Source organism: uncultured Ruegeria sp. (assembly GCF_947500045.1).
Classification (GTDB): Bacteria; Pseudomonadota; Alphaproteobacteria; order Rhodobacterales; family Rhodobacteraceae; genus Ruegeria.
Genome location: NZ_CANMQQ010000002.1, coordinates 236433 through 261683, shown reverse-complemented (window position 1 = coordinate 261683; position 25251 = coordinate 236433). Strand labels below are relative to the sequence as shown.

Here is a 25251-nt window from a genome sequence, read left to right as displayed (position 1 = left end):
CGCACATCACAGCAGAGGTATTTTCAAACCTCGCAGGTGACGTTCGCAAACTCTTACAACCAACCAAATCGATTGAAAAGATGCTCATTCATCTCATCGAACCTTTCGTGGGCAGCATTGATCACAACCCAGACACGGGTCCTGCGATCTAAACCTGAACTTGACAGCGTTCGGCCAATTCGTTCACGTCAGCGCAACCACAGTTCACGGAGCAAAAGATGAAGATAGTCAGCAACCCGTTTCGAAATGGGTCAAAGCTTGCGGATCAGGCACCCTATCCATCCGTAGAAACCATTCGCCTGGGACGGCATCGCTCTTTTTGCCCGGATTTCGAACAGACTCCGTTGATTGACGCGTCGGCGATTGCACCTGTTGCAAATCTCTGGGTCAAGGATGAACGGCCCCGCATGGGCCTTGGGTCGTTCAAAGCCTTGGGTGCCGCATATGTAATCGCCTGCCAAGCGAATGAAGCCTCGGACAACCCGGATACCAGCACTCTAAAAGGGCGCACCTACATCACGGCGAGCGCTGGCAATCACGGGCTGAGCATGGCCGCAGGTGCGCGGACCTTCGGAGCGGAGGCAGTGGTTTATATTGCAGAAACCGTTCCAGAAAGTTTTGCCGAACGACTGCGCGCGCAAGATGCTCAAGTGGTTCGGGCTGGTGTAGATTACGCGGCCAGTATGGATGCTGCGAGCAGGGCAGCGCAGGAAAACGGGTGGACCCTGCTCTCGGACAGTTCATGGGAGGGGTATACCGAACTCCCACACCTCTTGATGGAAGGCTATCTGCAGATGGCAGTCGAAACGGCAGAACAATGCCCAGAGGTGCCAACCCACATTCTTCTGCAAGCTGGTGTTGGTGGCATGGCGGGGGCAGTTGCAGCCTACGCGCGCGTAGCTTGGGGTGACGCGCCCCAGATCATTGTTGTGGAGCCGTCATCGGCCCCCGCGCTTCAGGCCAGTATTGAGGCCGGCCACAGTGTATTTGCCGATGGCCCCGACAGCATCATGGGACGGTTGGACTGCAAGGAGCCTTCGCTGATCGCATTGAATGGGCTTGCCCGTGATGCTGATTTGTTTCTGACAATAGACGACTCTGATGTCGCGGAGCAGCTTCCGATCATGGCTGAGACAGATTTGGAGACCAGCGCGTCGGGAGGGGCCGGAATTGCCGCTGTACTGAACGACGCTGCCCGTACCGGGTTGGGAATCGGCGAAGATGCCAAGGTTCTATGCATGCTGACGGAACAACCCGCATGATCGGCTTCGCGCCGTCAGAGTTCCAAGTGCGGGTAACATGCGCGCAAGATCAGATGCAGCAAGCCGGTCTATCTGCCCTACTGCTGACCACCGAGCCCGAATTGCGCTATTTCACGGGCTATCTCACGCGTTTCTGGGAAAGCCCGACCCGGCCATGGTTTCTGATCGTGCCCGCCTCGGGCAAACCGGTTGCTGTCATTCCGTCAATCGGTGCGGCGCTCATGGCGCAAACATGGATTGATGATATTCGGAGCTGGAGTGCGCCGGACCTCAACGACGACGGTGTGTCCCTGTTGGCTGATGCGCTGACCGAGTTGACTCCGGAAGGTGCCCAAATCGGTTGCCCCGATGGGCATGAGACCCATGTGCGGATGCCGCTGGCCGACCTGAGACGCCTCCAATTGGCAATCGGAGCGCGTCAGATTACCGGCGACCGAGGCATCCTGCGCACGCTGAGGATGGTAAAGTCTGATGCCGAAGTGGCTAAGATTCGTGCCGCGTGCCAAATCGGTGCGCGGGCCTTTGCGCGGGTGCCTGAAATTGCTTCGGTCGGTACCCCCCTTGATCAGGTGTTCCGGCGCTTTCAGATGCTCTGCCTTGAGGAAGGGGCCGACTGGGTCCCCTATCTGGCCGGAGGGGCCGAGCAAGGCGGGTATACGGATGTGATCTCACCCGCCACGCAAACGCCGTTGGAGCCGGGCGATGTTTTGATGCTGGATACCGGTCTCGTTCGCGATGGGTATTTCTGCGACTACGACCGCAACTGGTCGGTCGGCCCGCCAAGCGCGTCGGTTCGCGCGGCCCATGCGCGGTTGATTGAGGCCTCGGATGCTGCATTTGACCAGGCCCGCCCCGGTGCCACCGCGTCACAGTTGTTTCACACCATGAATGCAATTCTGACTGATGGCGGCGAAGGGACCGATGCCGGTCGTCTGGGCCACGGGCTGGGTATGTCGCTGACAGAATGGCCCTCTCTCATCCCTGATGATCATACCGAGTTACAGCCCGGCATGGTTTTGACGCTGGAACCGGGCATTGCCGTGAACGATAAGATTATCGTGCATGAGGAAAACATCCTGATAACCGAGGGTGCGCCCGAATTCCTCAGCCCCCGCATCGGACCGGAGATTGCCGAGCTATGAACACTTTGCCATATACACTCGATCCCGATGACCGCTCCGCGGTGCCGATGGGTCTGATCGTTCTGCAAACAGATGAAACAATCGAGCCAGAATTCAGCGCGCTCTTTGCCAATGATAAAAGCCCACTCTATGTGAGCCGCATCCCAAGTGCGGCCGAGGTCAATACCGACACACTGGCGCAGATGGAAACCGACCTGCCTGCAGCCGCTGATCTACTGCCAAAGGCGCGGCCATATCGGGTCGTCGGCTATGGTTGTACGTCCGCCAGTTCGGTCATCGGATCCGAGCAGGTTGAGAAAATGGTAAAACAAACCTGCGATGTCGACATTGTGACCAACCCTTTGCGCGCGGCGACGGCCTGCGCCAAGGATCGAGGAGTATCGAAACTTGCCCTCCTCTCACCCTATATCGAAGAGGTGAACACCCCGCTGCGACGCGCCTTTGCGGACCAGGGGATCACGATGGATGTGTTTGGCACATTCGGTGAGGCGGAAGAGGCCAAAGTTGTACGTATTTCAACCGAGTCCGTCGTCGAAGCCGCAGTCCGTCTGGGCACTGATTCGACCGTCGATGCAGTGTTCCTCAGCTGTACAAACCTGCGAACCCTTGCAGCAATTCCCCAGATCGAAGCACGAATCCGTAAGCCGGTTTTGTCAAGTAACCAAAGCCTAGCATGGCATATGAAACACATGAACATGTCGCAAAACTAGGTAAAAGCGACGCTATGGGTAACTCAATTGCTTTACGGGCTTGCGACCATTTGTTAGCCTCGGCTTCAATGCACGAGAGGATCAATGAAATCCGGACCAACCGGGTAATCATTTGACGCAACAGGGGGTCTTGTGACCGACACAAACACCGACGCCGCGTTTGTCGAATTTCAACGCGTTCAAAAGTCTTATGATGGCGAGAATCTCGTCGTCAAAGATCTTAACCTGGCAATGCCAAAGGGCGAATTCCTGACCATGCTCGGGCCGTCCGGATCAGGTAAAACCACCTGTCTGATGATGCTTGCCGGATTCGAAACAGCCACTCATGGCGAGATTCTGTTGGATGGGAAGCCCATCAACAACATCCCACCGCATAAACGCGGTATCGGGATGGTGTTCCAGAACTACGCTTTGTTTCCGCATATGACCGTGGCCGAGAACCTTGCGTTCCCGCTGGAAGTCCGCAAGCTGGACAAATCCACGCGTGAGGCCAAAGTCAAACGGGCGTTGGACATGGTCCAGATGGGTGAGTTCGGCAATCGCCGCCCCGCGCAACTGTCAGGTGGACAGCAACAGCGGATCGCCCTCGCGCGCGCTCTGGTGTTTGAGCCTGAACTTGTTCTGATGGATGAACCGCTGGGCGCACTGGACAAGCAGCTGCGCGAACATATGCAGTTCGAGATTACCCGTCTCGCGCATGAGCTGGGCATCACCACCGTCTACGTGACCCATGACCAGACCGAGGCATTGACCATGTCCGACCGTGTCGCGGTGTTCGACGATGGCCGCATTCAGCAACTGGCCCCGCCGGATCAGCTGTATGAAGAGCCCGAAAACAGCTTTGTTGCGCAATTCATCGGTGAAAACAACACGATGGAAGGTGTGGTGAAATCGATCGATGGTGACACCTGCCTTGTGCAGTTGGATGACGGATCGGAAATCGACGCCGTGCCGATCAACGTGCACAAAGCGGGCGAACGGACCAAAGTCTCTATCCGGCCCGAACGCGTGGAATTCAACAAGGACCGCCTGCACGCCGATGCGCATACGCTGAAGGCGACGGTCAAGGAATTCATCTATATGGGCGACGTGTTCCGCTTCCGCATGTCGGTGGCAGGCAATGACGAGTTCATTGTCAAGACACGGAACGCCCCCGATGCCATCCGCCTGAAACCCGGTCAAGAGATCGAAATCGGCTGGCTAGCCAAGGATTGTCGTGCGCTCGACGCATAGACCAAGCCGCGTGGGGACAAACGCGGCTTCACTGAGGGACCGGCTGGCGAATCCCGTGCGCTAGCTGACCATACAATCAACGGGATGTACTGGGAGTAACACATGAAACCAACAAAGACACTGCTGACCGCAGCGGCTCTGATGACAGCGGCCGGTGGCGTTTCCGCGCAAGAGATGACCATCGTCTCTTGGGGTGGCGCCTATTCCAAATCGCAGCTCAAGGCGTATCACGAGCCCTATTCGGAAAAGACCGGCGTCACCATTCTGAATGATGACAGCTCGGCTGAAGCTGTGGCTAAGCTGCGCGCGATGAACGAAGCCGGCAACATCACCTGGGACGTGGTTGACGTTGTTGCAGCGGATGCGATCCGTCTGTGCGACGAGGGTCTGGCGATGGAAATCGATCCTGACACCATGCTGGCTCCGGCGCCCGATGGCACCTCGGCCGCGGATGATTTCGGTGACCTGCTGGTCAGCGACTGCTTTATCCCGCAAATCGTGTATTCGACCACTTTCGGCTATCGCACCGATCTGGTGGGTGACACTCCGCCCAGCGATATCTGCGCCGTGTTCGATCTGGAAAACTATCCCGGCAAGCGTTCGCTGGAAAAGCGCCCAATCAACAACATGGAATGGGCCCTGCTCTGTGACGGTGTTGCAAAGGACGACGTCTATGACGTTTTGGCAACTCCGGAAGGTCAGGAACAAGCGTTGGCCAAGCTAGGCACCATCAAAGACAACGTTGTCTGGTGGTCTGCCGGTGCAGATACGCCGCAGCTACTGGCCGATGGCGAAGTTGTCATGGGTTCGACCTATAATGGCCGCCTGTTCAGCGTGATTGAAGAACAGAAGCAACCCGTCGCCATGCTTTGGGACGCGCAGGTATTCGATCTGGACGGTTGGATCATCCCGGCTGGCCTAAGCGATGAGCGCAAGCAGCGCGCGCTGGACTACATCATGTTCGCAACCGACACCCAGCGTCTGGCGGATCAGGCCAAGTACATCTCGTACGGTCCGGCCCGCGCCTCGTCTGCACCGCTGGTAGGTCAGCACGCAGATCTGGGCATCGACATGGCGCCGCATATGCCAACCGACCCGGCAAACGCCGAGAACACGTTCCTGTATAACTACGAGTTCTGGGCTGACTACCGCGACGACATCGACGCCAAATTCCAGGCGTGGCTGGCACAGTAAGTATCTGATTACCTGACAATTTCGGGGGCGGTGCGCCGCCCCCGGATCAAAGAAAACCCAAGGGGCACCAATGACTGACGCAAGCCAAAACGCCGGACCTATGCTGGCAGCGGATGGAACGCCGCTCAAGCAATCGCTGGCACGTTCGTTGCGGCGGCAGAAGCTGCGCGCGTTGATGCTGGTGGCCCCTCTGCTACTGTTCGTCCTGTTCTCATTCATCGTACCGATCGCTTCAATGCTGTTCCGGTCGGTCGAAAACAACATCGTGCAGGAAACACTGCCCTTGACCGTCGAGGCGTTGCAAAGCTGGGATGAGCACAGTGGCGAATTACCCGGTGAGGCCGTCTATGACGCCTTTGTCCGCGATATGGTCATCGCTGTCGACAGCAAGACACATACCCGCCTGGGGTCGCGTCTGAACTACGAAGAGACTGGTATGTCTTCGATGTTCCGCCGCTCGGGTCGGAAAATGGGCAAGATGGACCCCGAAACCGATGGGCCGTTCAAGGAACAGATCATCGAGATTCACGAAGGCTGGGGAGAGCCAAATACCTGGGCAGTGATCAAGACCCACTCGCCCGCCATCACCAATGGTTATTTCCTGAATGCGGTCGACATGCGCCGCACGCCCGAAGGCGCGCAGTCGCAGCCCGAAGATAAGCAAATTCTGATCAAGCTGTTTGGCCGCACACTATTCATGTCTCTGGTAATCACCGGGGCCTGTATCTTGCTGGCCTATCCGGTTAGCTACCTGCTGGCGACATTGCCGATGCGGGTGTCGAACCTGCTGATGATCCTTGTCCTCCTGCCATTCTGGACCTCACTTCTGGTGCGTACCTCGGCGTGGAAAGTGATGTTGCAACAACAGGGCGTAATTAATGAAACATTGGTCTGGCTTGGACTTGTGGCCGACGACGCGCGATTGGTGATCATCAACAACCAGATAGGCACGATCATTGCGATGACGCATATCCTACTGCCGTTCATGATCTTGCCGATGTATTCAGTGATGCAGACGATCCCGGTGACTTATACCCGGGCGGCGAAATCCATGGGCGCGACCAACTGGACGACCTTCTGGCGTATTTACTTCCCGCAATCCATTCCAGGTATCGGAGCGGGCTCGATCCTCGTGTTCATTCTGTCGATCGGTTACTACATCACGCCTGAAATTGTGGGCGGCACCAAAGGTGTCTTCATCTCGAACCGGATCGCCTATCACATCTCGTCCTCGCTGAATTGGGGTCTGGCCGCGGCTCTGGGCACGATCCTGCTGGGTGTCGTCATGCTGCTCTACTGGGTCTACGACAAGATCGTGGGCATTGATAACGTGAAGTTGGGATAATCGACATGGCTGCACTTACACCGATATCCCGCAAACCTCTCTCCATGGTTCTGCCCAGTGTCGCCTTGGCGGGCGCCTTCGCCGGCGTCTTTGTCGGCGCGGGCAACGGCTCGATCCTTTTGGGCATCCTGGGCGGTGCGGCGCTAATCGCGGCGCTAGCCTGGGTCTACATCAACGTTCTGAAGAACGAAAAACTGGCGCGCTGGATCAATATCTTGGGTTTCGGCGTCGTCGGTTTCCTGATGTCAGGTCCGATGGGTGGCATTCTGGGCCTGTTGGGCGGCTGGTTCTTCATCTTCTTTATCTATTGGCTTTATGAAGGCCGTTATCGCCGCAAACTACTCAGCTATCTGACGCCAAAACAGGTGTTCTATCACTATCTGTTCCGGGTGACCTGCGGCGCAATCTTCGTGTTCCTGATCACCCCAATCCTTGTGGTTCTGCCGCTGTCGTTCAACGCGCAAGACTTCTTTACCTTCACGCCTGAGATGCTGAGTCTCGACCCCGAAGGGTATTCGCTGAAGCATTATCGCGACTTCTTTACCAACAATGAATGGCAGCGCAGCTTTAAGAACTCACTGATCATTGCGCCGATTGCGACAGTCATCTCGGTCTCTCTCGGCACGCTGGCGGCCATCGGCCTCAGCCAAAGCCACGTTCCCGGCCGCCGTGCGATCATGGGCATCCTGATCTCACCGATGATCGTACCGCTGATTATCTCGGCCACCGGCATGTTCTTCTTCTACAGCGATATCGGTCGCTTCATGGAAGGTACGCTGGGCATGAACAAGAACTTCGTGGGTTATGTGAAAGTGATCCTTGCCCATGCGGTCTTGGGTATCCCGTTTGTTATCATTACCGTCACTGCAACACTTGTGGGCTTTGATCGCTCATTGACCCGGGCAGCGGCGAATATGGGCGCGGGACCGGTGCGGACGTTCTTCAAGATTCAGATGCCCCTGATCCTGCCGGGCGTGATCTCGGGTGGCCTATTTGCCTTCATCACCTCGTTCGACGAAGTCGTCGTGGTGCTGTTCGTCGGCTCGGCCAGCCAGAAAACCTTGCCATGGCAGATGTTCACCGGCCTGCGGGAACAGATCAGCCCGACCATTCTGGCTGTTGCGACAATCCTCGTTGTCCTGTCGATCGCACTATTGACCACGGTCGAATTGCTGCGCCGCCGGTCTGAACGTCTGCGAGGGCTTTCTCCGGCTTGACGCAGACGCGCACCTGATCTAACGATTCACCCGTTCACCTCAGCCGCGATGGCGTCGCGGTATCATCGGGGGTGATCGGCTCTCGGACCCCGAGACCGCCTGTCCTGAACGCCGGGACAAGTGGCCGGGTTTGCCGCCCGGCATAGATGAGAGAACCAGTGATGACAGACACAACCAGACGCCCCGAATATTTCACCTGCCACAATGGTGAAAAAGCCCCCCTGCCGTTCAGCAAGGGCGAATATAACCGCCGCCTTGGTGCGCTGCGTGCGATTATGGCCAAGCATGACATCCCGGCGGTGCTGCTGACGTCAATGCAGAACATCGCCTATTATTCAGGCTTTCTGTATTGCTCCTTCGGTCGCCCTTACGGCTGCGTGGTGACACAGGATGCCTGTACAACCGTATCTGCCAACATTGATGCCGGTCAGCCGTGGCGCCGCTCGGTCGAGGACAACGTGATCTACACCGACTGGAAGCGCGACAATTACTGGCGCGCCGTGTCCAACCTGACCGGTGGTGCCAAACGAATTGGTATCGAAGGCGACCATATTACTCTGGCTGCACGCAATACGGCGCTGGAGATGTTGGGCGGGCCGGAACTGATCGACATTGCACCTGACACAATGTTCGCCCGCATGGTGAAATCGGCAGAAGAGATCGAGCTGATCAAAGGCGGAGCCCGTACAGCAGACGTGGGTGGAGCAGCCATCCACGCGGCCATCCGCGAAGGCGCGACCGAGATCGAGATCGCCATGGCCGGTCGCGACGCGATGGAAGCCGAGATTGCCCGCGCTTATCCAGAAGCTGAATACCGTGATACGTGGGTTTGGTTCCAGTCGGGTCTCAATACAGACGGCGCGCATAACCCGGTCACCAAACGTGCACTGCAAAAAGGCGATATCCTGTCGCTGAACACTTTCCCGATGATCTCGGGCTATTACACAGCGCTGGAACGCACCCTGTTTCTGGGCGAGCCTGATGCTGATAGCCTGCGTCTGTGGAAGGCAAACGTGGCTGCGCACGAACTGGGTCTGAGCCTGATCAAACCCGGTGCAACATGCTCGGGCATCACCGCCGAGATCAACCGCTTGTTCGCTGATGAAGGTCTGCTGCAATACCGCTCATTCGGCTATGGCCATTCCTTTGGCATCCTCAGCCACTACTACGGGCGCGAGGCTGGTCTGGAATTGCGCGAGGATATCGACACGGTGCTGGAACCCGGCATGGTTGTCTCGATCGAGCCGATGCTGTGGATTCCCGAAGGCCAGCCCGGCGCAGGAGGTTATCGCGAGCACGATATCCTCGTGGTGGGCGAAGACGGCGCCGAGAACATCACCGGCTTCCCTTACGGTCCCGGACACAACATTATCGACGCATAAGAAAACGGGTGGGGCTGATCGCCCCACCTACTACCGCTGGGCGCGTTCGTGAAAGATAAAGCCCAGAAAGTTCAGCAGCAGCTGAGCCGCCAGGATTTGCGTGCTTTCGGTCGGATCATACGCCGGGGCAACTTCGACCAGATCGATGCCGACGACATCGCCGCGTTTGGCCAATCCCTGCAGAATCTCCAGCACATCGTAATACTGAAATCCCCCGTGGCTGGGCGTCCCGGTGCCCGAAGCAATCGAGGGGCAAAAGGCATCGATATCGATCGTCACATAATAGCGCGCGCCTTCCGGGATGCGTGCCAACACCGCCTCGGATCCCAACTTGCGCACCTGCCGCACCGACAAGATATCCGACCCGCGCGCGCGGGCATCCTCGTAGCCTTCCTTTGCAGTGGATGAAACATTTCTGATACCCAATTGCGTCATGCCCGAGACATAGTCTTTCTCGATTGCCCGCCGCATCGGGTTGCCGTGTCCGACGGTCACCCCATGTCGTTCGTCGACAAAATCCAAATGCGCGTCAATTTGGACCACATGGATTGGCCCGTTCTGCGCGCACTCTTCGGCAAAGGCATTGATGCAGGGGATGTTGATTGAATGATCGCCACCAATGGTCACCGGCAAAGCACCCGCCTGCAGGATCTTGCCCACAGCATGCGCGATATTCGCGTGGCTTTCTTCAGTCTTGGTGTGGATGATATCCGCATCCCCCAGATCGACCATCCGCACCGAACCATCCAGATAGGTCGCGTCATCTTCATGGTCATATGCCCCGGCGTGGCCGAAACTGAACAAGGTCGAAGCTTCGCGCACAGCCCGCGGCCCAAATCGTGCGCCCGGGCGCCATTGAGTGCCGAAATCAAACGGTGCCCCCACTATCGCGACGTCAGCATCGATTTCGTTCCAATTCTCGACGTATGGAGATTTGGCGAAGGTCGAGATACCGACAAACGGCAGGTTCAACCTGCCCGCTTCATAACCATGATCCTGCATAGAGTGCTTCCCTTCTTCGTATTCCTTTACATTTGCCATCGTGACAAATGAGTCATCAACCGTAGCCTCGCCGGTTATCATGTGGGTTGATACACGCGTTGTCGAGGCACCGGAATATGCCTGCGAACTAATTCTGTTTGGCCATTTATCAGAGCAAGCACTTACGCGAATGTCAGGTTGCCAAAGGCATGCATCACGTCCCGATCACACTGGTTTGCTCGTGTTTATGCCGGATGCACGAAGCTTCGGGATGTTACGAACGGTTCACGCGGGTGTTGCGTGAATGTGATGCGCTTTACAGGCAGACTGGAGATGGACGAAATCGGAGGATGCCATGTCGATCACACGTCGAGGCTTGGCCGGATTGCTGGGTGCAGGGATGTTCGTGCCCGCGACATTGTGGGCGCAGGACGACCCTGTTCATAGCGCCGTACGCTCAACCGTGTTCGGAGGGAATGCAGAATTCAAAACAAGTATGGAGTTTCTGATCAAGCGCGGCGATCCCGATGTTGTATCAGCACTTCTGACATCGATGCGGTTCAGCGGGCGACGTGTGGGAGACATTACGAAGGTCATGGAAACACTGACCGGAGAATCCCTCGGCGCAAGTTGGTTCGAATGGATGCTATGGCAAGAAAGGAACCCTCAGATTGTTCCCCATCCGTCGCTGGTTCCGTTCAAACGCGAGCTTTTGTTGGGCGTAGATCAGAACTTCGATGTATTTCTGCGCCCTGAATATCTAAAGCGCAGCAAAATGAAGATCCGGCTGGAAGAGATCGCCTGGGGCGGCGTGGTCAAGGATGGCATCCCATCGCTGGACAATCCCAAGCTAATTCCGGCGGCACAGGCGGACTATCTGAAAGATGACGATCTTGTCTTTGGCGTCTCGATTAACGGAGATGAGCGCGCCTATCCGCTGCGGATCATGGGTTGGCACGAGATGTTCAATGACGTGATCGGAGGCGTTTCGGTTGCGCTGGCCTATTGCACGCTCTGCGGCTCGGGGATTTTGTTCGAAACGCAGGTGGCGGGGCGCCGGAAACCACTTGTATTTGGCTCGTCCGGGTTTCTCTATCGGTCAAACAAACTGATGTTTGATCGCGAGACACATTCACTGTGGAACCAGTACACCGGCAAGCCGGTCGTTGGCCCTCTGGTCGACAGCGGGATCGAATTAAAGCAACGCCCGGTGGTAATTACGCGGTGGGATAGCTGGAAGGCCTCGCACCCCGGCACCCGCGTGCTGTCGGAGACCACCGGGTATCGGCGAAACTATGGCTCTGGCGTCGTTTACCGAGAATATTTCGCCTCGCCCGATTTGATGTTCCCGGCTCTGGTAGATCAGTCCGCGCACCGACAAAAGGATTATGTGTTTGCAGTGCGCCAGTTCGGTGCGGCCCGAGCCTGGCCTTTGGATGCTTTCACGGGCAGACCCGTGATCAATGATGCCATCGGTGGGCGGGCTTTGATGCTGATGGGTGACCCCAAAAAGCGCAGCGTGCGCGCTTATGAACGTGGCGTGCATCAGTTCCGCGCAACCACCGGTGGCGGGCTGCTGGACGAGGCAGGCAACAGGTGGACGGTCACCGAAGAGGCGCTGGTTGCCCCGGACGGCACGCAGTTGCCCCGTGTGGCAGGGCACATCTCGTACTGGTTTGCCTGGGACAACTATCTGGGCGACGCGGCCAGCGTTTATAGCGACTGATCACGAGTGTTCTTCGGCGGCAGTCGCAGCCAGCGCGCGGTTATAGGCCTTAAGCGCATCAACGTGATACAGAGCACCAACCGGCTGTTCACAGCCGTCCGTGTCGACGATCACCACCGGAATACAAGGGATGTCATCGCGGTCGAAATAGGGCATGGCGGCTTCAAGCGTGGCACTGGCCTTGACGCAGAGACCCTGTTCGACCAACTCCAGCGCCTCGTCCTTGGTGATCGAGCGCGGATCGCCAATCGGTCGCATAACGGCACCTGCACGCAACATGGCCAGCAGATAGGCCTGCGGTCCTGCTGCCAGATGCACGTTGCGGCGCTCTAGCTGGGTCAAGAAGAACGAACGGTCCACAAGGCGCGAGGCCAACGCCGTGGACATCGAGACCGAAACCATCACCGCGAGGCCGATCTGCCAGTCTCCGGTCAGCTCAAATACGATCAGCGTGGTCGAGATCGGCGCACCCAGCACCGCCGCCGCCACTGCCCCCATTCCGGCAAAGGCATAGAGCGTGTGGGTGCCCGACACGTCCGGCAGCAAACCGGTGGCAATCAGGCCAAAGGCCAGCCCGGTCAGTGCTCCGATCATCAATGACGGTGAAAACACGCCGCCCCCCATGCGTCCGCCCATGGTGATTGCCACCGCGACGGTTTTCATGACCGCAAACAAAATGGCTGTGGTCAGCACGAGGTCTCCGGTTAAGGCGCGGATCGTGGTCTCGTACCCGACGCCTATGATATGAGGGAACCAGATCGCCAGCAGGCCTAGCATTGCGCCTGAAACTCCGGGCCGTAGCCAGCGTGGCAGGGACAGGCGGTTCTGGATATGTGTGCCGATATCTTCGGCAAAGAAAATCGACCGCATCAGCAGCAGCGACACTAGTCCGCAGATCAGGCCGAGGATCAGGAAGGCGGGCAATTCCACGTAGAATTGCAGCGAACCGGGCGTATCCAAGGTGAACTCGGTCACGTCGCCATAAGCGAGCCGGTTGATCACCGTGCCCGCGACCGAAGCGATAACGATAGGCGCAAAAGCGTGGACGGCGAAGTGGCGCAGCACCACTTCAAGAGCGAACAATGCCCCGGCGATGGGGGCGTTAAAACTGGCCGAAACGGCGGCGGCCACGGCGCAGCCCAGCAGGTCGCGCCCGGTGATACCATCGGCATGAATGCGATCGCTGACCCAGGTTGAGATAACCCCCGCCATGTGCACGACCGGGCCTTCCCGCCCCGTGGATCCGCCAGAGCTGAGCGTAATCAGCGAGGCAAAGAACGAGGCGATCCCGGCTTTCTTTTCAACCCGTCCATCTGTGATGGCCGATCCTTCGATCACGTCCGCAACCGAACGCACGCGGCCATCATCCGTGAATTTGTGCAGGATTATCCCGACAACCAGCCCCCCGATCACGGGGGTCAGGAAAATCCAAAGCCAATGCAGTTTCTCGGCGTGGCTGTGGAGAAAGAGAATATTGTCGGTGCCATAGAGATAGGCCTGCAAGGACGAAATCGCCATGCGGAACCCAAGGGCCATAAAACCTGCAGCGATCCCGATGACCAGCGCGATAAACCAGAATTGAATTTGGCTGGGGCCACGATGGCGCAACACCCGCCAGGCATCCCGCAGCGCCGCGAGGGCTTGGTTGAGCTGATTGCGCAGCACGGTGCGGGTCGATTGAGTCATTGGCCCTCGTGGAGGTGGTCGCCTGCCCCTTAGTAAGCCACTCAGAGGCCTGAGAAAAGTCGGATTACAACAAGATGTTCACAGAAGGCACGTTATGCATCCAACAAGGCACGGGCGGCGGCGCGCGCCTCGTCGGTGATTGTGTCGCCTGCGACCATTCGGGCGATTTCATCGACCCGGTCGGGATCAGCCAACGGGATCACGGTGGACAAGGTTTGATCACCGATCACCTGTTTCTGGACCCGCCAGTGATGTGCTGCGCGGGCCGCTACTTGCGGCGAATGAGTCACCACCAGAATCTGCCCGCCCTGCGCCAACGCGGCCAGACGGCGGCCGACGGCATCGGCAGTTGCGCCACCGACTCCGCGGTCGATCTCGTCAAAAATCATAGTGCGGGCGCTGTCATCTCCGGTCAGACAAACCTTGAGCGCCAGTAGGAAGCGGCTGAGTTCACCGCCTGACGCAATCTTGTTCAGCGGTCCTGACGGCGCGCCCGGGTTGGTGGCGACCGTGAAGGCAACCGCGTCGGAGCCCTCTGGGCCCGGATCCGTCGCAGTGATCTCGGTTTGGAACATGGCGCGTTCCATTTTCAGCGGCGCAAGTTCGGCCATCACTGCCGTATCCAGCGCGTCGGCCGCCTTGCGGCGCGCATCACTGAGCATTCTGGCCGCTTTGTCGTAGGCAGCCTGTGCCTCCTCGACCATGGCGCGTTTATCGATTAGGTCGGCATCACCTGCATCAAGCCGATTCAGCCGGTCGCGCAGCACGTCGGCGAAAGGGGCTAGATCGTCCGGTGCCACGTCATGCTTACGTGCCAAAGCGCGGATGGCAAACAGGCGTTCTTCGGTTTGTTCCAGTTCCGCCGGGTTGAAATCAAGCGCCTGCAGGCAGGTATGCACACCGTCTTGCGCCTCACCCAGTTCGATCAGGGCGCGGCCAAGTGCAGCGATGGGTTCTTCCAACTGACCGCCTGCATTGTCCGACACGCCATCTAACCAACGCACGGCATCAGCCATCGCGCCTTCTGCCCCATCGCCTCCGAGAAGCGCAAAGGCACGCGCCACATCATCGCGAATACGTTCAGCCCCCTGCATCATGCGGCGGCGTGCGTCGAGATCGGCATCCTCGCCCGGTTGGGGATCAAGCTGATCCAGTTCGGCAACGGAATGGCGCAGAAATTCTTCTTCTGCGCGCATAGCCTCTAGCGCGGCCTCGGTTTGAGCCAATGCCTTGCGGGCCGTGGACATCGCAGACCAAGCAGCCCGTACCGAAGCCAATTGTTTCCCCACCCCGGCATAAGCATCCAGCATCGCCCGGTGGCCGCGCGGATTCAGCAGGCCACGGTCATCATGCTGTCCGTGCAATTCGACCAAGGTTTCCGACAAAGCACGCAGCACCTCGCCCGAGCAGCGGCGATCATTGACCCAGGCGGTTTTGCGCCCCTCAGCCGTGTTGACGCGACGCAGGATCAGTTCCTCGCCACCGGGCAAACCGGCCTCGGCCAATATCACATGGGCGGGGTGATTTTCTTGCAACTCGAACTCGGCCACGACTTCACCCTGCGCAGCACCTTGACGCACCAGTTCGGCCCGCCCGCGCCAGCCCAGTACAAAGCCCAACGAATCCAGAAGGATCGATTTGCCCGCCCCGGTTTCGCCGGTCAAAGCGTTCAAACCCGGCTGGAAGTTTAGTTCCAACCGGTCAATGATCAGCATGTCGCGGATATCAAGGGCGCGCAGCATCGGGTCTTTAGCGTCCCTCGCCTTTGGTCATGGCCGTTACAACCACTGACCCTTGATGGTCTGGCGATAGATGGTGCTGAGCCAGTTGTTCCCACGGCTCTTGAGATCAAGACCGCGCGAAGTCAGCAGCGTATAGCCTGCATCGTACCATTCAGACGATTGATAGTTGTAACCCAGAATCGCACCCGCAGTCTGCGCTTCATCAACCAAACCCAGTGCCAGATAGGCTTCGATCAGACGATACAGCGCCTCGGCCGTGTGCGATGTGGTCTGGAAATCTTCGACCACGACGCGGAATCGATTGATGGCGGCCGTGAAGTGATCCTGACGCAAGTAATAGCGCCCGATCTCCATCTCTTTACCCGCCAGATGGTCGAACGCCAGATCAAACTTCAAAACAGCAGAGGTTGCGTATTCGCTGTCAGGATAGACTTCGATCACCGTCCGCAAGGCCTGCAGCGCCTGGAAGGTCAGGCCCTGATCACGGCCAACTTCGTCGATCTGGTCATAATAGCTGAGCGCCAGAAGATATTGCGCATATGCCGCGTCTTCATCGGTTGGGTAAAAATCGATGTAACGCTGCGCCGCCGCACGGCTTTCTTCGTAGTTTTGGTCCGCATGGAATGAAAACGCCTGCATGATCAGCGCGCGTTTGGCCCAATCGGAATAGGGATATAGACGCTCGACCTCAGAAAAATACCAAGCGGCATCGTCCGAACGGCTTTGCGACAGTTCGTATTCACCACGGGTATAAATCTGCTCTGGTGTGAAACCTTCGAGGTTCTGGTTGCGGTTAGCGCCCTTTTTGCTGAAAAGGCCCCCGTCCCCGCATGCCGTCAAAGATGCTGCCAGAAGAATCGCCACTGCGAATCTGACTGCCGCTTTGGTGCCAACCATTCCGCCTATCCTTGTCGCTTTGCCCAACGGGTTTTACCCCTGATCGGGCCTTGGTCTAGCACATAAAATTCCGAGGCAAAACGTCTTATCCATGCTCGTGACGCAAATGTCGTCAGAGTTGATCAGTTCACGCAACCTGTGGGATTTCACTGCGCACCAGGCCCTGACCGGGCAAGCGCGCCGTCTGTTCAGCAGTGCACAAGATCGGGCGTACCGCACCGGGCGTTTCGAACAGCTTGCGCAGCAGGGTGTTCGTCATGGAATGACCAGACTTGTCACCGGTAAAGCGCCCCAGAATCGGGCCGCCCGCAAGGTAGAGATCGCCCAAGGCGTCCAGCATCTTATGACGCACGGCCTCATCCGCGTGACGGAAGCCACCCGGCGTCAAAACTTCTTCGCCTTGCACCACTACAGCGTTTTCCAATGTACCGCCCAAAGCCAGCCCATTCTCGCGCATCGCTTCAACATCGGTACGGCGGCAGAACGTGCGGCTGTCGCAAAGTTCCCGCGCGAACGATCCATTGCACATATCCAGAACCTTGGTCTGGCTGCCGATGGCGTCATCTTCGAAATCGATGTGGAATTCAATCTCAAGCCCGTCGGCAGGGGCAATCGTCGCGCTTGCACCCTCGCGCGATACGGTGATCGGCCTGAGCACTTCATAGGCCAGAACCGGGCTCGCCTGACGGCGCACGCCCTTGGCCATGAGGCCGCGTACGAATTCAACGGACGAGCCATCCATGATCGGAACCTCGGGGCCGTCGATCTCGATCAGAGCGTTGTGGATACCGCATCCGGCCAAAGCAGCCATGATATGTTCAACAGTCGAGACAGATACATTCGCGTCGTTCACCAAACGGGTACAAAGCGGCGTACGTTCGACAACATCGTAAATCGCAGGGATCAATGCATTGCCCAGCTCAATATCAGTCCGTTTGAACCAGATCCCGTGCCCAGCTGCAGCTGGCTTCAGGACCATCGTCGCAGGCTTGCCGCTGTGCAGCCCGGTGCCTTTGAACGTGACTGAAGATTTGAGCGTATGTTGCAATGTAAGCCTCAGATAGTTGTGTCCAGCCTAGCGGGGGCTGTCTTGCACCTTCAACTAAGGAAGGGGGCGTCAAGGCTCAACTCACTCTTTGCAACCGAATGAAACATGATTGTGACACATCGGCAAATCCCTGCTTACACGGGTCCAATGCCCTGTAATTCAATAAGAAAGGGCCGCCAAATGGCGACCCTTTGGGATGATTTTGTTACCGTGGTCAGTTGGCCTGACGCCGTAAGAAGGCAGGAATTTCGATGCGTTCCTGATCTGGGTCAGCCTCATCCTGCGCCGGTGCCGTTGCGTCAACCGACCGCATCGCGGGCTGTTGGCGTACCGGTTGCGTTGGCGTATCGGCAGCGTGACCAGTCATGCGATCGATCAACCGGTTAAACCCAAAACGCGGACGATCCTCAGCCGATGGCTGTGATTGAGGGGCCGGTTCGCGCGGGGCTTCAGCCGCCGGGCGCAGCCGGTTCTGTGGTACTTTCTGCACTGCTGCCTGCAAACGCTGCATCGCCTCAGGTGATGGTGTACCGGGTGTGTGCGCATGCGGAGCGACGTAGGATTCAGCCGCCTCTTCGACTTCAGGCTGCGGTTCGAACTGCGCCACCTGTGGCTGATAAGCGGGCAAAGGCAGCCCGTCATCACCCTGCCCGGCTGCAGGCCGTTCGTCCTGCCAACCGTCGTTGAACTCAACATCTTCGATGGACTCAAACAGCGACGGGGCGATGTTCTCCTCCTCAGCAGCCGGAGCCTCTTCGCCAATCTGTTCTTCCGCCAACTCTTCCGCCGAGACCGTACGGGTCAATGGGGCCGACATCGAACGGCGGGCCACAGGCACATCGTCCGTCTTCTCGCTGGCATCGATGCCGGTGGCGACGACCGAAACGCGCATTCCACCTTCCATGTCGGTATCCAAGGTCGAACCGACGATGATATTCGCCTCGGGGTCCACTTCCTCGCGGATGCGGTTGGCGGCCTCGTCCAGCTCGAACAGAGTCAGGTCGTGCGATCCGGTGATGTTGATCAGAACGCCCTTGGCCCCTTTGAGGCTGATTTCATCCAGCAGCGGGTTGGCAATGGCTTTCTCTGCCGCTTGAACCGCGCGGTCTTCGCCGGTTGCTTCACCGGTACCCATCATCGCCTTGCCCATCTCGTCCATCACCGCGCGAACGTCGGCAAAGTCGAGGTTGATCAGACCGGGGCGCACCATCAAATCGGTTACACCTTTGACGCCCTGATAGAGCACGTCATCAGCCATTGAGAACGCCTCGGTGAACGTGGTTTTTTCATTGGCCAGACGGAACAGATTCTGGTTCGGAATGATGATCAGCGTGTCGACAACCCTTTGCAGGGCATCCACCCCATCTTCGGCCTGACGCATCCGCTTGGCACCTTCGAACTGGAAAGGCTTGGTGACGACGCCGACGGTCAGCACGCCCAACTCACGCGCGGCTTGCGCGATGATTGGGGCTGCACCGGTGCCGGTACCGCCACCCATACCGGCAGTGATAAAGCACATATGCGCGCCAGCCAGATGATCCACAATCTGTTCGATGCTTTCTTCGGCAGCCGCGGCACCCACAGTTGGGCGTGCCCCTGCGCCCAGTCCTTCTGTGACCTTGACACCCAGCTGCACCCGAGATGACGAACGGCTTTGCTGCAGCGCTTGCGCGTCGGTGTTGGCGACGACAAATTCAACGCCGTCCAGCTGCTTTTCGATCATGTTGTCGACTGCGTTGCCGCCTGCCCCGCCAACGCCAAATACGGTAATCCGAGGCTTGAGTTCGTCGTGCCCGGGCATCGAAAGATTCAATGTCATGCTCTGTCCGCCTGTTTATATGTTGCCGCAAAATGCGGTTTTTTCTGACCTATCCACAGTTGATTTTACTGTGTCATTTCGGAAACGTCACCAGAAAAATCGTCAGAATCCACAAAATGTGGAGGAAATAAGGCAGTAAACAGCGGCATTTCGCTGTGACCGCCATATGTTGCGGCAAACGGCTCATGTGACACTACGTACGGAAAAAACCCACCCACCTTACGGGTGCGCGGAAACTGATGGATCACGTGTTTGGTCGCGGAAAACTGCTCAATGTCCTGCCGCTGGGCCTCTGTCGGGCCTTGTGGATATCTTGCGGGATTCTCGTGCGGGCCGCAACCAATTTCTTTAGCCAATCGGGGCACTTGGGCAATTCAGGCCCTCATCCGAAATGCTACGAACCTCTTGCGTTTCACTACCAACGAACTGGGCCAGTCGCACCATCAAGCGATCATTGTGTAGGAACGGCCACCAGCAGACTGGCAAACCATCGGGCGCATCGTCGTAGAGAAAGCAAATCTGGCCGTTGGGCGTGGTGATCTGACCATAGACGCAGCCGCGCCCTTCCATCCGCCAGACCGAGTGAGTCGGGCTGAGAAACTCCTCGGTCCCGACCAGCAAACCGCTGCGAATCTCATGGAAAGTGATGGTTTTACCGACCACCGCGTCCAGAAACGCCTCGGGTGCGATCAAGGTTTGGGCCGGGGCCATGACGGGCCAGAGGATCGCGCCAAGCGCTGTCCGGAGCAGAATCTTACCAGTTGTCACGGAACCAGCGCACCGCGCGTTTGAACGGGCGCGCGGCGTAGGTATCGACGGGGATTTCGAAATCCCACCATTCGTCCTGCGGGTGCGCTGCAAACAAGCTGAGCCCAACGGCCGAGGAAAAGCCCGGCCCGGTCGCTGATTGCGGCAGGCCATGGACGCGCAGTGGGCGGCCAAGGCGCACGCGTTGACCCAAGATGCGGCTGGCCAGCCCGTCGAGCCCCATGATCTGACTTCCACCTCCGGTCAACACGATCTGTTGGCTGGGCAAATGGTCAAAGCCTGCAGCGTCCAGTCGTGTGCGGACCTCTTCCAGGATTTCCTCAACACGCGGACGCATGATACCAATCAGCTCGGCGCGGCTGACCGTGCGGCGATCATGCTCCCAATCACCGGTGTCACCGCCGATATCGATCAGGTCGCGATCGTCGGCCCCGGTGGCATGAACACCGCCATTGAATGTCTTGATCCGTTCGGCCACTGCTGCGGGTACACCAAGGCCCATCGAGATATCGCTGGTTACGTGATCGCCACCCATGCGTACGCAGTCGGCATAGATCATATGCTTTTTCATGAAGATCGAGATGCTGGTTGTACCGCCGCCCATGTCGATACAGGCCGCGCCCAGCTCTTGCTCATCTTCGACCAGCGCGGAGATGCCTGAGACATAGGCCGAGTTTGCAATCCCGGCCAACTCCAGATCGCAGCGTTTGATACAGCGCACAATGTTCTGGATTGCCACCGCATCAACGGTGAGCATATGCATATCCACCGCCAGCGACTGGCCCAACTGGCCGCGCGGGTCGATCAGGCCGGAACGGTTGTCGAGCGCGAAATTCACCGGCTGGGCGTGCAGGACCTCGCGGCCCTCACCGTAATCCGGCACATCGCAGGCGTTCAGGACGCGGCCCACTTCGGCCTCAGTGACAAGCTGACCCTCCAGATCAACCTGCGCGTCCAGCCCGTAAGAGCGCGGATTGGCCCCCGAGAAGGACGCGATGACATGATCAACGCGAATGTCGGCCATCTTTTGCGCCGCCTGCAGGGCAGTGCGGATGGCACGTTCGGTTTCCTGCATCGCGGTGACTTCGCCGAACTGAACCCCGCGCGAGCGTGTTGTGGCTGCGCCGATGACCCGGAAACCAGTCTGACCGGCCATAGAACCGATCGAATTATCCTCGGACAGCCGTCCGGTGCCGTCGAACCGCAGCACAAGGCAGGCAATTTTGGAACTGCCCACATCCAGAATGGCGACTACGCCGCGCTGCATCGCTTGTCTGCGCATCTGCCGCATGGCTCGTTGGGACTGATAAAGATCGGTCATCATGGTTGTTACTGCCCGCTACTCACGTCTACTTTTGTGTTCCACCAGTCTTCGCTGGCCGTCTTATTCATTCGGATGGTTGGTCGCTGGCCAAGGCGCATGTCGACTGCCGCTACATCCCGTTCCAGCAGGTCCTGCACCTCGTTCACCGCCAGTACGCGTTCCAGCGCACGCGCAGGGCGTTCGGTTGGCAGCATGATGCGCTGGTTACGATCCAGAACCAGATCCCAGCGGCGTTCACCCACGCGCACAAGGCCCCGAACCCTCTCGCCCAGACTGCGGGCGGTGGTCAGGATCTGCAGCGCCTCGGGGACATGTTTGTCTGCCCCCTTCCCTGCGATCAGCGGCAGGGCTGCATGATCGGCCCGCGCCGCCACCATGTCGATATGGGCACCGGTTTCATCCAGCAACTCAACCCCATCGCGGGTGCGCCAAACAATGACCGGCTGACGTTCAACCACATCAACTTGCAGGATGCCGCCGGGGCGAATACGCACTGTGGCGGACTTCACCGGATCCAGCCCGGTGATGGTGTCACGGATCTGTTCGACATCCAGATCCCAGGAACTGAGCGGGAAATCGAGTGGTACGACCTCGCGAATATCTTCGGACAGGGCTGTCCCTGCCCCATCGATAGCCATCAGGTTGACCATGAATTCGGGGCGTTCCTGAATTGAGGTCTTGATATCCATTACAAAAGTACTGACGGCCTCGCGCCGGTCTTGCGAGGCGAAGAAACCGCCGACCATACCAGCAACCGCCAGAACCGGCAGGCCAATCTTCAACCCGCGCCGGATGCCAGGGGTGAGCATCCAGCGCTGAAAGCGGTAGCTTAGGCGCGAGGGGGCAGGATCAGACAGGCGCGCGCGACCGAATATCCGAGTGCCGCGTAGGCGCAGTTTGGGTTCGGTCCTGGGTTCAGGTTTTGGCCCCGTTGCAAAATCCGCATCCGGACTGGCCAGGGCCTTGGTCCGGTGGATTACCGGCGCACGAGTGGCGGTCAGCGGTCGCATGAGGCGTCCTCCACCATCCAAGCACAGAGCTGGCCGAAACTCATGCCAATATGCGCCGCCTGTTCAGGTACCAGCGAGGTCGGCGTCATGCCGGGCTGCGTATTGGTCTCCAACAGGAACAACCCATCCGTGCCCAAGCTGTCATCCCAGCGATAGTCGGTGCGGGACACGCCGCGACAGCCCAGTATCTTATGAGCTTTCAACGCGTATTCCATGCAGCGATCAAAAATATCCTGAGGGATATCTGCGGGCAGCACGTGCCACGATCCGCCGGGTTTGTATTTGGCATCATAGTCGTACCAACCGCCATCAGTCATGATCTCGGTCACGGTCAAGGCGCGGTCGCCCATCACGGTCACGGTCAGTTCGCGGCCCGCGACATATTTCTCGACCATCACCTGATCAGGCATCGCCTCGTCCAGCTGCGGTGGCCCGTTGGCGTTTTCGTGCACGATATATATGCCGACACTGGAGCCCTCATTGTTGGGCTTTGCCACATAGGGGGGGTCCATCACGTGGGCCTCTACCACCTCGACCTTGGGGACGATCACGCTGGGCACGATGGGCAGGCCTTCGGTCTGGTAAATCTCTTTGCTGCGCTGCTTGTCCATCGCAAGCGCCGACGCCAGCACGCCTGAATGCGTATACGGAATACGCATCCATTCCAGCAAACCCTGCACGCAGCCATCTTCGCCCCAGCGGCCATGCAGAGCATTGAAAGCAACATCCGGCTTGATGTCCAAAAGGCGCGCATAGAGGTCGGGACCTGCGTCCAGTTCGACCACTTCAAAGCCTTCTCCCACAAGGGCGGCTGCGCATTCGCGCCCGCTGCTGAGTGACACCTCGCGTTCCGCTGAGGGGCCGCCCATCAATACCGCCACTTTGGGGTTTGTCCTGCTCGACATACCCAACGTGCGCCTCAATGTCCCCGGACCTTATGTGGTGGTCCGTACTTCGTTTATGCCTTTGATCCGTCGCCTGAATTTGCCTGTTTTGGTCTGACGGGTCGGGCTTTAATCTGTCAGCGGATCGCCGATCCGCATGATTTCCCACTCTAGCGTGATGCCGCTTGTTTCGTAAACCTTTTTTCGCACCTCTTCACCCAGACCTTCGAGGTCTGCGGCGGTTGCGTCACCGGTATTGATCAGGAAATTCGAGTGCTTGAGGCTCATCTGCGCGCCACCCAAGGTCGCGCCGCGCATACCTGCATCTTCGATCACCTTCCACGCTTTCAGGTCATGCACATCATCCTCTCGCCCGGTCGAGGAAAACCCGGCCGGATTGCGAAAGGTCGACCCGGCGCTGCGATCCTTTGTGGGTTGGGTCTCGTCGCGCTTTCTTAACTGCGCCTCCATTCGGGCGTGCAACTCGGCGGGGTCGCCCGTCGGGGCTTGGAACGTGGCCGAGACCAGCACTGCGCCGTCGGGCAATTCGGATTGACGATAGCGAAAGTTGAGGTCTTCGGGGGTCAGGTCGATAAGGTCGCCCTGTCGCGTCACGATGGTGGCTTTTTGCAGCACATCCGCGGTGTAGCTGCCATAACAGCCCGCATTCATGCGAACGGCGCCGCCGATGGAACCGGGGATGGTACGCAGAAACGTCAGATCAACGCCTGCGTCCGCTGCTTTGCGCGCCACATGGGCGTCCAGTGCTGCGGCCCCTGCAGTGACCGTGTCGTCCTGCACTGAAATGCTGTTGAACCCACGCCCAAGCCGGATCACCACCGCCCGCAGCCCACCATCCCGCACGATGAGGTTCGAGCCGACACCCATGGGAAAGACCGGAACATCGGCTGGCAAGTCGCGCAAAAACGCCTGCAGGTCTTCAGTATCTGCGGGTTGGAACAGGTAATCAGCGGGCCCACCAACCCGGAGCCACGTCAGATCATTCAGCGGACGGGTCTGCGACAGGCGACCCCGAACCTCGGGCAAATTGATCATGCGTTGGCCCTTGCTGCCAAGCTACGCCCGCCGATGCCTCCCATAATGACCGCGAACAGGAAAGGCAGGACACTTCCTGTCAGCCAGACGAAGGGGCCAAAGGCCTGTTCCTCTTCGCCGGTTTGAACGCCTGCGAGCAATATGATCAACGCCAGCGCCACCGCTGACGTCAGGCCAATAAGCCAAAGCAGCGCCCTGACGCTGATCCAGCGCCCAGCAACAAAGCCCGCAACGATGCCGAGCATTAGTGAGATCAGTGGCAGATAGGCGAAGGTGGCGATGTCGACCATTAGGGCCTCCTGATATGGTCGGTTACTTGTTGGCCGCCTTCATGCCCTGCATTTTCGCCTTTGTCCAACGGGTCAGATAAATCACCGGCCAACGCAGCATCGACATACCCGCCGCCAAAACGATCAACCCTATCCACGGGCCGTTCTGATAGGTGACATAGCCCAGAATTGGTACGCCCACGGCAATCAGGATATAGGCGCGGGTCCAATGGTTATCCTTGCTCGGGATCATCGCCAGAACATTGGCCGTCAAACCCCATAAACCGGCAAGAGCGATCGACCAGTTCATTCCGATACCTCTCTGCCCGTCCATTTGCGCCAGTAATAACGGATCGGGTTGCGGAACATCGAGACGAAGGCGGCAAAGGCCAACACCCCAATGAACCAGCCATAATCATATCCCAGCCACAGGATCAGAACAGGCGCGCTGGCCAATAACACCACGCCCGGCGGGAACTGCAAACGCATGGGCAGCATCGCCACGATTGTCGAGGCAAAGACCCAGCCGCAGGCAATTATGAGGGATGGCGTCACT

The 25251-nt window shown here is 58.4% G+C and carries 24 protein-coding genes; 9 read left to right on the top strand and 15 right to left on the bottom strand.

Translation table 11 applies throughout. From position 1 onward, the window contains the following. Window positions 1-218 precede the first annotated feature (218 nt). The 8 genes from Q1B46_RS04715 to Q1B46_RS04680 all read left to right on the top strand — a co-directional run bounded on the left by Q1B46_RS04715 (window position 219) and on the right by Q1B46_RS04680 (window position 9485). On the top strand, window positions 219-1262 hold the full coding sequence (locus Q1B46_RS04715) for a pyridoxal-phosphate dependent enzyme (RefSeq protein WP_299945225.1): 1044 nt from the start codon (window positions 219-221) through the stop codon (window positions 1260-1262). Beyond that, complete coding sequence (locus Q1B46_RS04710) at window positions 1259-2404, top strand: Xaa-Pro peptidase family protein (RefSeq protein WP_299945223.1); 1146 nt, start codon at window positions 1259-1261, stop codon at window positions 2402-2404. Before Q1B46_RS04715 ends, Q1B46_RS04710 begins: the two co-directional genes overlap by 4 nt. Continuing rightward, window positions 2401-3114 carry an Asp/Glu racemase gene (locus Q1B46_RS04705; protein WP_299945220.1) on the top strand — a complete coding sequence of 238 codons (714 nt, stop codon included), beginning with the start codon at window positions 2401-2403 and terminating at the stop codon, window positions 3112-3114. The genes Q1B46_RS04710 and Q1B46_RS04705 overlap by 4 nt, the downstream gene beginning before the upstream one ends. A 132-nt stretch (window positions 3115-3246) precedes the next feature. After that, window positions 3247-4347 carry an ABC transporter ATP-binding protein gene (locus tag Q1B46_RS04700; RefSeq protein WP_299668203.1) on the top strand — a complete coding sequence of 367 codons (1101 nt, stop codon included), beginning with the start codon at window positions 3247-3249 and terminating at the stop codon, window positions 4345-4347. A gap of 102 nt (window positions 4348-4449) precedes the next feature. Beyond that, the gene (locus Q1B46_RS04695; protein WP_299668205.1) at window positions 4450-5541 is read left to right on the top strand and encodes an extracellular solute-binding protein; all 1092 of its coding nucleotides are present in this window, start codon (window positions 4450-4452) and stop codon (window positions 5539-5541) included. A 70-nt stretch (window positions 5542-5611) separates the two neighbouring features. Continuing rightward, on the top strand, window positions 5612-6886 hold the full coding sequence (locus Q1B46_RS04690; protein WP_299668208.1) for an ABC transporter permease: 1275 nt from the start codon (window positions 5612-5614) through the stop codon (window positions 6884-6886). 5 nt (window positions 6887-6891) lie between these two features. Further along, the gene (locus Q1B46_RS04685) at window positions 6892-8103 is read left to right on the top strand and encodes an ABC transporter permease (RefSeq protein ID WP_299945216.1); all 1212 of its coding nucleotides are present in this window, start codon (window positions 6892-6894) and stop codon (window positions 8101-8103) included. A gap of 161 nt (window positions 8104-8264) precedes the next feature. Then, entirely contained in the window at window positions 8265-9485 is a 1221-nt protein-coding gene (locus tag Q1B46_RS04680; RefSeq protein ID WP_299945213.1) for an aminopeptidase P family protein, read from the top strand. A gap of 30 nt (window positions 9486-9515) precedes the next feature. Here the strand turns inward: Q1B46_RS04680 and speB are convergent, their stop codons facing one another. Next, on the bottom strand, window positions 9516-10487 hold the full coding sequence (gene speB / locus Q1B46_RS04675) for an agmatinase (RefSeq protein ID WP_299945211.1): 972 nt from the start codon (window positions 10485-10487) through the stop codon (window positions 9516-9518). Window positions 10488-10821: 334 nt separating this feature from the next. On the opposite strand from speB, the gene Q1B46_RS04670 reads away from it, so the two are divergent. Then, window positions 10822-12192, top strand: a complete 1371-nt coding sequence (locus Q1B46_RS04670) for a DUF3179 domain-containing protein (RefSeq protein WP_299945208.1) — start codon at window positions 10822-10824, stop codon at window positions 12190-12192. Here the strand turns inward: Q1B46_RS04670 and Q1B46_RS04665 are convergent, their stop codons facing one another. From Q1B46_RS04665 to Q1B46_RS04600, 14 genes are all read right to left on the bottom strand, one after another. Then, on the bottom strand, window positions 12193-13878 hold the full coding sequence (locus tag Q1B46_RS04665; RefSeq protein WP_299945205.1) for a chloride channel protein: 1686 nt from the start codon (window positions 13876-13878) through the stop codon (window positions 12193-12195). Window positions 13879-13970: 92 nt separating this feature from the next. Then, entirely contained in the window at window positions 13971-15620 is a 1650-nt protein-coding gene (recN, locus tag Q1B46_RS04660) for a DNA repair protein RecN (RefSeq protein ID WP_299945203.1), read from the bottom strand. 36 nt (window positions 15621-15656) lie between these two features. Beyond that, on the bottom strand, window positions 15657-16517 hold the full coding sequence (locus Q1B46_RS04655) for an outer membrane protein assembly factor BamD (RefSeq protein ID WP_299668228.1): 861 nt from the start codon (window positions 16515-16517) through the stop codon (window positions 15657-15659). 127 nt (window positions 16518-16644) lie between these two features. Beyond that, window positions 16645-17565: a UDP-3-O-acyl-N-acetylglucosamine deacetylase gene (lpxC, locus tag Q1B46_RS04650; RefSeq protein WP_299945201.1), complete on the bottom strand. Its 921-nt coding sequence runs from the start codon at window positions 17563-17565 to the stop codon at window positions 16645-16647. Window positions 17566-17779: 214 nt separating this feature from the next. After that, window positions 17780-19384: a cell division protein FtsZ gene (gene ftsZ, locus Q1B46_RS04645; RefSeq protein WP_299945198.1), complete on the bottom strand. Its 1605-nt coding sequence runs from the start codon at window positions 19382-19384 to the stop codon at window positions 17780-17782. A 65-nt stretch (window positions 19385-19449) separates the two neighbouring features. Further along, window positions 19450-19740 carry a hypothetical protein gene (locus Q1B46_RS04640; protein ID WP_299945196.1) on the bottom strand — a complete coding sequence of 97 codons (291 nt, stop codon included), beginning with the start codon at window positions 19738-19740 and terminating at the stop codon, window positions 19450-19452. Further along, a complete protein-coding gene (locus Q1B46_RS04635) occupies window positions 19733-20152 on the bottom strand; it encodes a hypothetical protein (protein WP_299945194.1) in 420 nt (139 codons plus the stop codon). Before Q1B46_RS04635 ends, Q1B46_RS04640 begins: the two co-directional genes overlap by 8 nt. After that, window positions 20139-21473 (bottom strand): cell division protein FtsA, encoded by a 1335-nt coding sequence (gene ftsA, locus Q1B46_RS04630; RefSeq protein WP_010442579.1) that lies wholly within the window; start codon window positions 21471-21473, stop codon window positions 20139-20141. Before ftsA ends, Q1B46_RS04635 begins: the two co-directional genes overlap by 14 nt. Before the next feature lie 8 nt (window positions 21474-21481). Further along, window positions 21482-22486: a cell division protein FtsQ/DivIB gene (locus Q1B46_RS04625; protein ID WP_299945191.1), complete on the bottom strand. Its 1005-nt coding sequence runs from the start codon at window positions 22484-22486 to the stop codon at window positions 21482-21484. Further along, a complete protein-coding gene (locus Q1B46_RS04620) occupies window positions 22474-23391 on the bottom strand; it encodes a D-alanine--D-alanine ligase (protein ID WP_299945189.1) in 918 nt (305 codons plus the stop codon). Before Q1B46_RS04620 ends, Q1B46_RS04625 begins: the two co-directional genes overlap by 13 nt. A gap of 108 nt (window positions 23392-23499) precedes the next feature. Then, window positions 23500-24426 (bottom strand): UDP-N-acetylmuramate dehydrogenase, encoded by a 927-nt coding sequence (murB, locus tag Q1B46_RS04615; protein ID WP_299945187.1) that lies wholly within the window; start codon window positions 24424-24426, stop codon window positions 23500-23502. Continuing rightward, window positions 24423-24716, bottom strand: a complete 294-nt coding sequence (locus tag Q1B46_RS04610) for a hypothetical protein (protein WP_299945185.1) — start codon at window positions 24714-24716, stop codon at window positions 24423-24425. Before Q1B46_RS04610 ends, murB begins: the two co-directional genes overlap by 4 nt. Before the next feature lie 22 nt (window positions 24717-24738). Next, on the bottom strand, window positions 24739-25005 hold the full coding sequence (locus Q1B46_RS04605) for a DUF2484 family protein (RefSeq protein WP_299945183.1): 267 nt from the start codon (window positions 25003-25005) through the stop codon (window positions 24739-24741). After that, entirely contained in the window at window positions 25002-25250 is a 249-nt protein-coding gene (locus tag Q1B46_RS04600) for a DUF2484 family protein (RefSeq protein WP_299668258.1), read from the bottom strand. The genes Q1B46_RS04605 and Q1B46_RS04600 overlap by 4 nt, the downstream gene beginning before the upstream one ends. Window position 25251: the final 1 nt, after the last annotated feature.

What these genes read in the sequence shown, in the direction of transcription:
- Q1B46_RS04715 (WP_299945225.1), top strand. Translation starts at nt 219, where the DNA reads ATGAAGATAGTCAGCAACCCGTTTCGAAATGGGTCAAAGCTTGCGGAT.
- Q1B46_RS04710 (WP_299945223.1), top strand. Translation starts at nt 1,259, where the DNA reads ATGATCGGCTTCGCGCCGTCAGAGTTCCAAGTGCGGGTAACATGCGCG.
- Q1B46_RS04705 (WP_299945220.1), top strand. Translation starts at nt 2,401, where the DNA reads ATGAACACTTTGCCATATACACTCGATCCCGATGACCGCTCCGCGGTG.
- Q1B46_RS04695 (WP_299668205.1), top strand. Translation starts at nt 4,450, where the DNA reads ATGAAACCAACAAAGACACTGCTGACCGCAGCGGCTCTGATGACAGCG.
- Q1B46_RS04690 (WP_299668208.1), top strand. Translation starts at nt 5,612, where the DNA reads ATGACTGACGCAAGCCAAAACGCCGGACCTATGCTGGCAGCGGATGGA.
- Q1B46_RS04685 (WP_299945216.1), top strand. Translation starts at nt 6,892, where the DNA reads ATGGCTGCACTTACACCGATATCCCGCAAACCTCTCTCCATGGTTCTG.
- Q1B46_RS04680 (WP_299945213.1), top strand. Translation starts at nt 8,265, where the DNA reads ATGACAGACACAACCAGACGCCCCGAATATTTCACCTGCCACAATGGT.
- speB (WP_299945211.1), bottom strand. Translation starts at nt 10,487, where the DNA reads ATGCAGGATCATGGTTATGAAGCGGGCAGGTTGAACCTGCCGTTTGTC.
- Q1B46_RS04670 (WP_299945208.1), top strand. Translation starts at nt 10,822, where the DNA reads ATGTCGATCACACGTCGAGGCTTGGCCGGATTGCTGGGTGCAGGGATG.
- Q1B46_RS04665 (WP_299945205.1), bottom strand. Translation starts at nt 13,878, where the DNA reads ATGACTCAATCGACCCGCACCGTGCTGCGCAATCAGCTCAACCAAGCC.
- recN (WP_299945203.1), bottom strand. Translation starts at nt 15,620, where the DNA reads ATGCTGCGCGCCCTTGATATCCGCGACATGCTGATCATTGACCGGTTG.
- Q1B46_RS04655 (WP_299668228.1), bottom strand. Translation starts at nt 16,517, where the DNA reads ATGGTTGGCACCAAAGCGGCAGTCAGATTCGCAGTGGCGATTCTTCTG.
- ftsZ (WP_299945198.1), bottom strand. Translation starts at nt 19,384, where the DNA reads ATGACATTGAATCTTTCGATGCCCGGGCACGACGAACTCAAGCCTCGG.
- ftsA (WP_010442579.1), bottom strand. Translation starts at nt 21,473, where the DNA reads ATGACCGATCTTTATCAGTCCCAACGAGCCATGCGGCAGATGCGCAGA.
- Q1B46_RS04625 (WP_299945191.1), bottom strand. Translation starts at nt 22,486, where the DNA reads ATGCGACCGCTGACCGCCACTCGTGCGCCGGTAATCCACCGGACCAAG.
- Q1B46_RS04620 (WP_299945189.1), bottom strand. Translation starts at nt 23,391, where the DNA reads ATGTCGAGCAGGACAAACCCCAAAGTGGCGGTATTGATGGGCGGCCCC.
- murB (WP_299945187.1), bottom strand. Translation starts at nt 24,426, where the DNA reads ATGATCAATTTGCCCGAGGTTCGGGGTCGCCTGTCGCAGACCCGTCCG.
- Q1B46_RS04610 (WP_299945185.1), bottom strand. Translation starts at nt 24,716, where the DNA reads ATGGTCGACATCGCCACCTTCGCCTATCTGCCACTGATCTCACTAATG.
- Q1B46_RS04605 (WP_299945183.1), bottom strand. Translation starts at nt 25,005, where the DNA reads ATGAACTGGTCGATCGCTCTTGCCGGTTTATGGGGTTTGACGGCCAAT.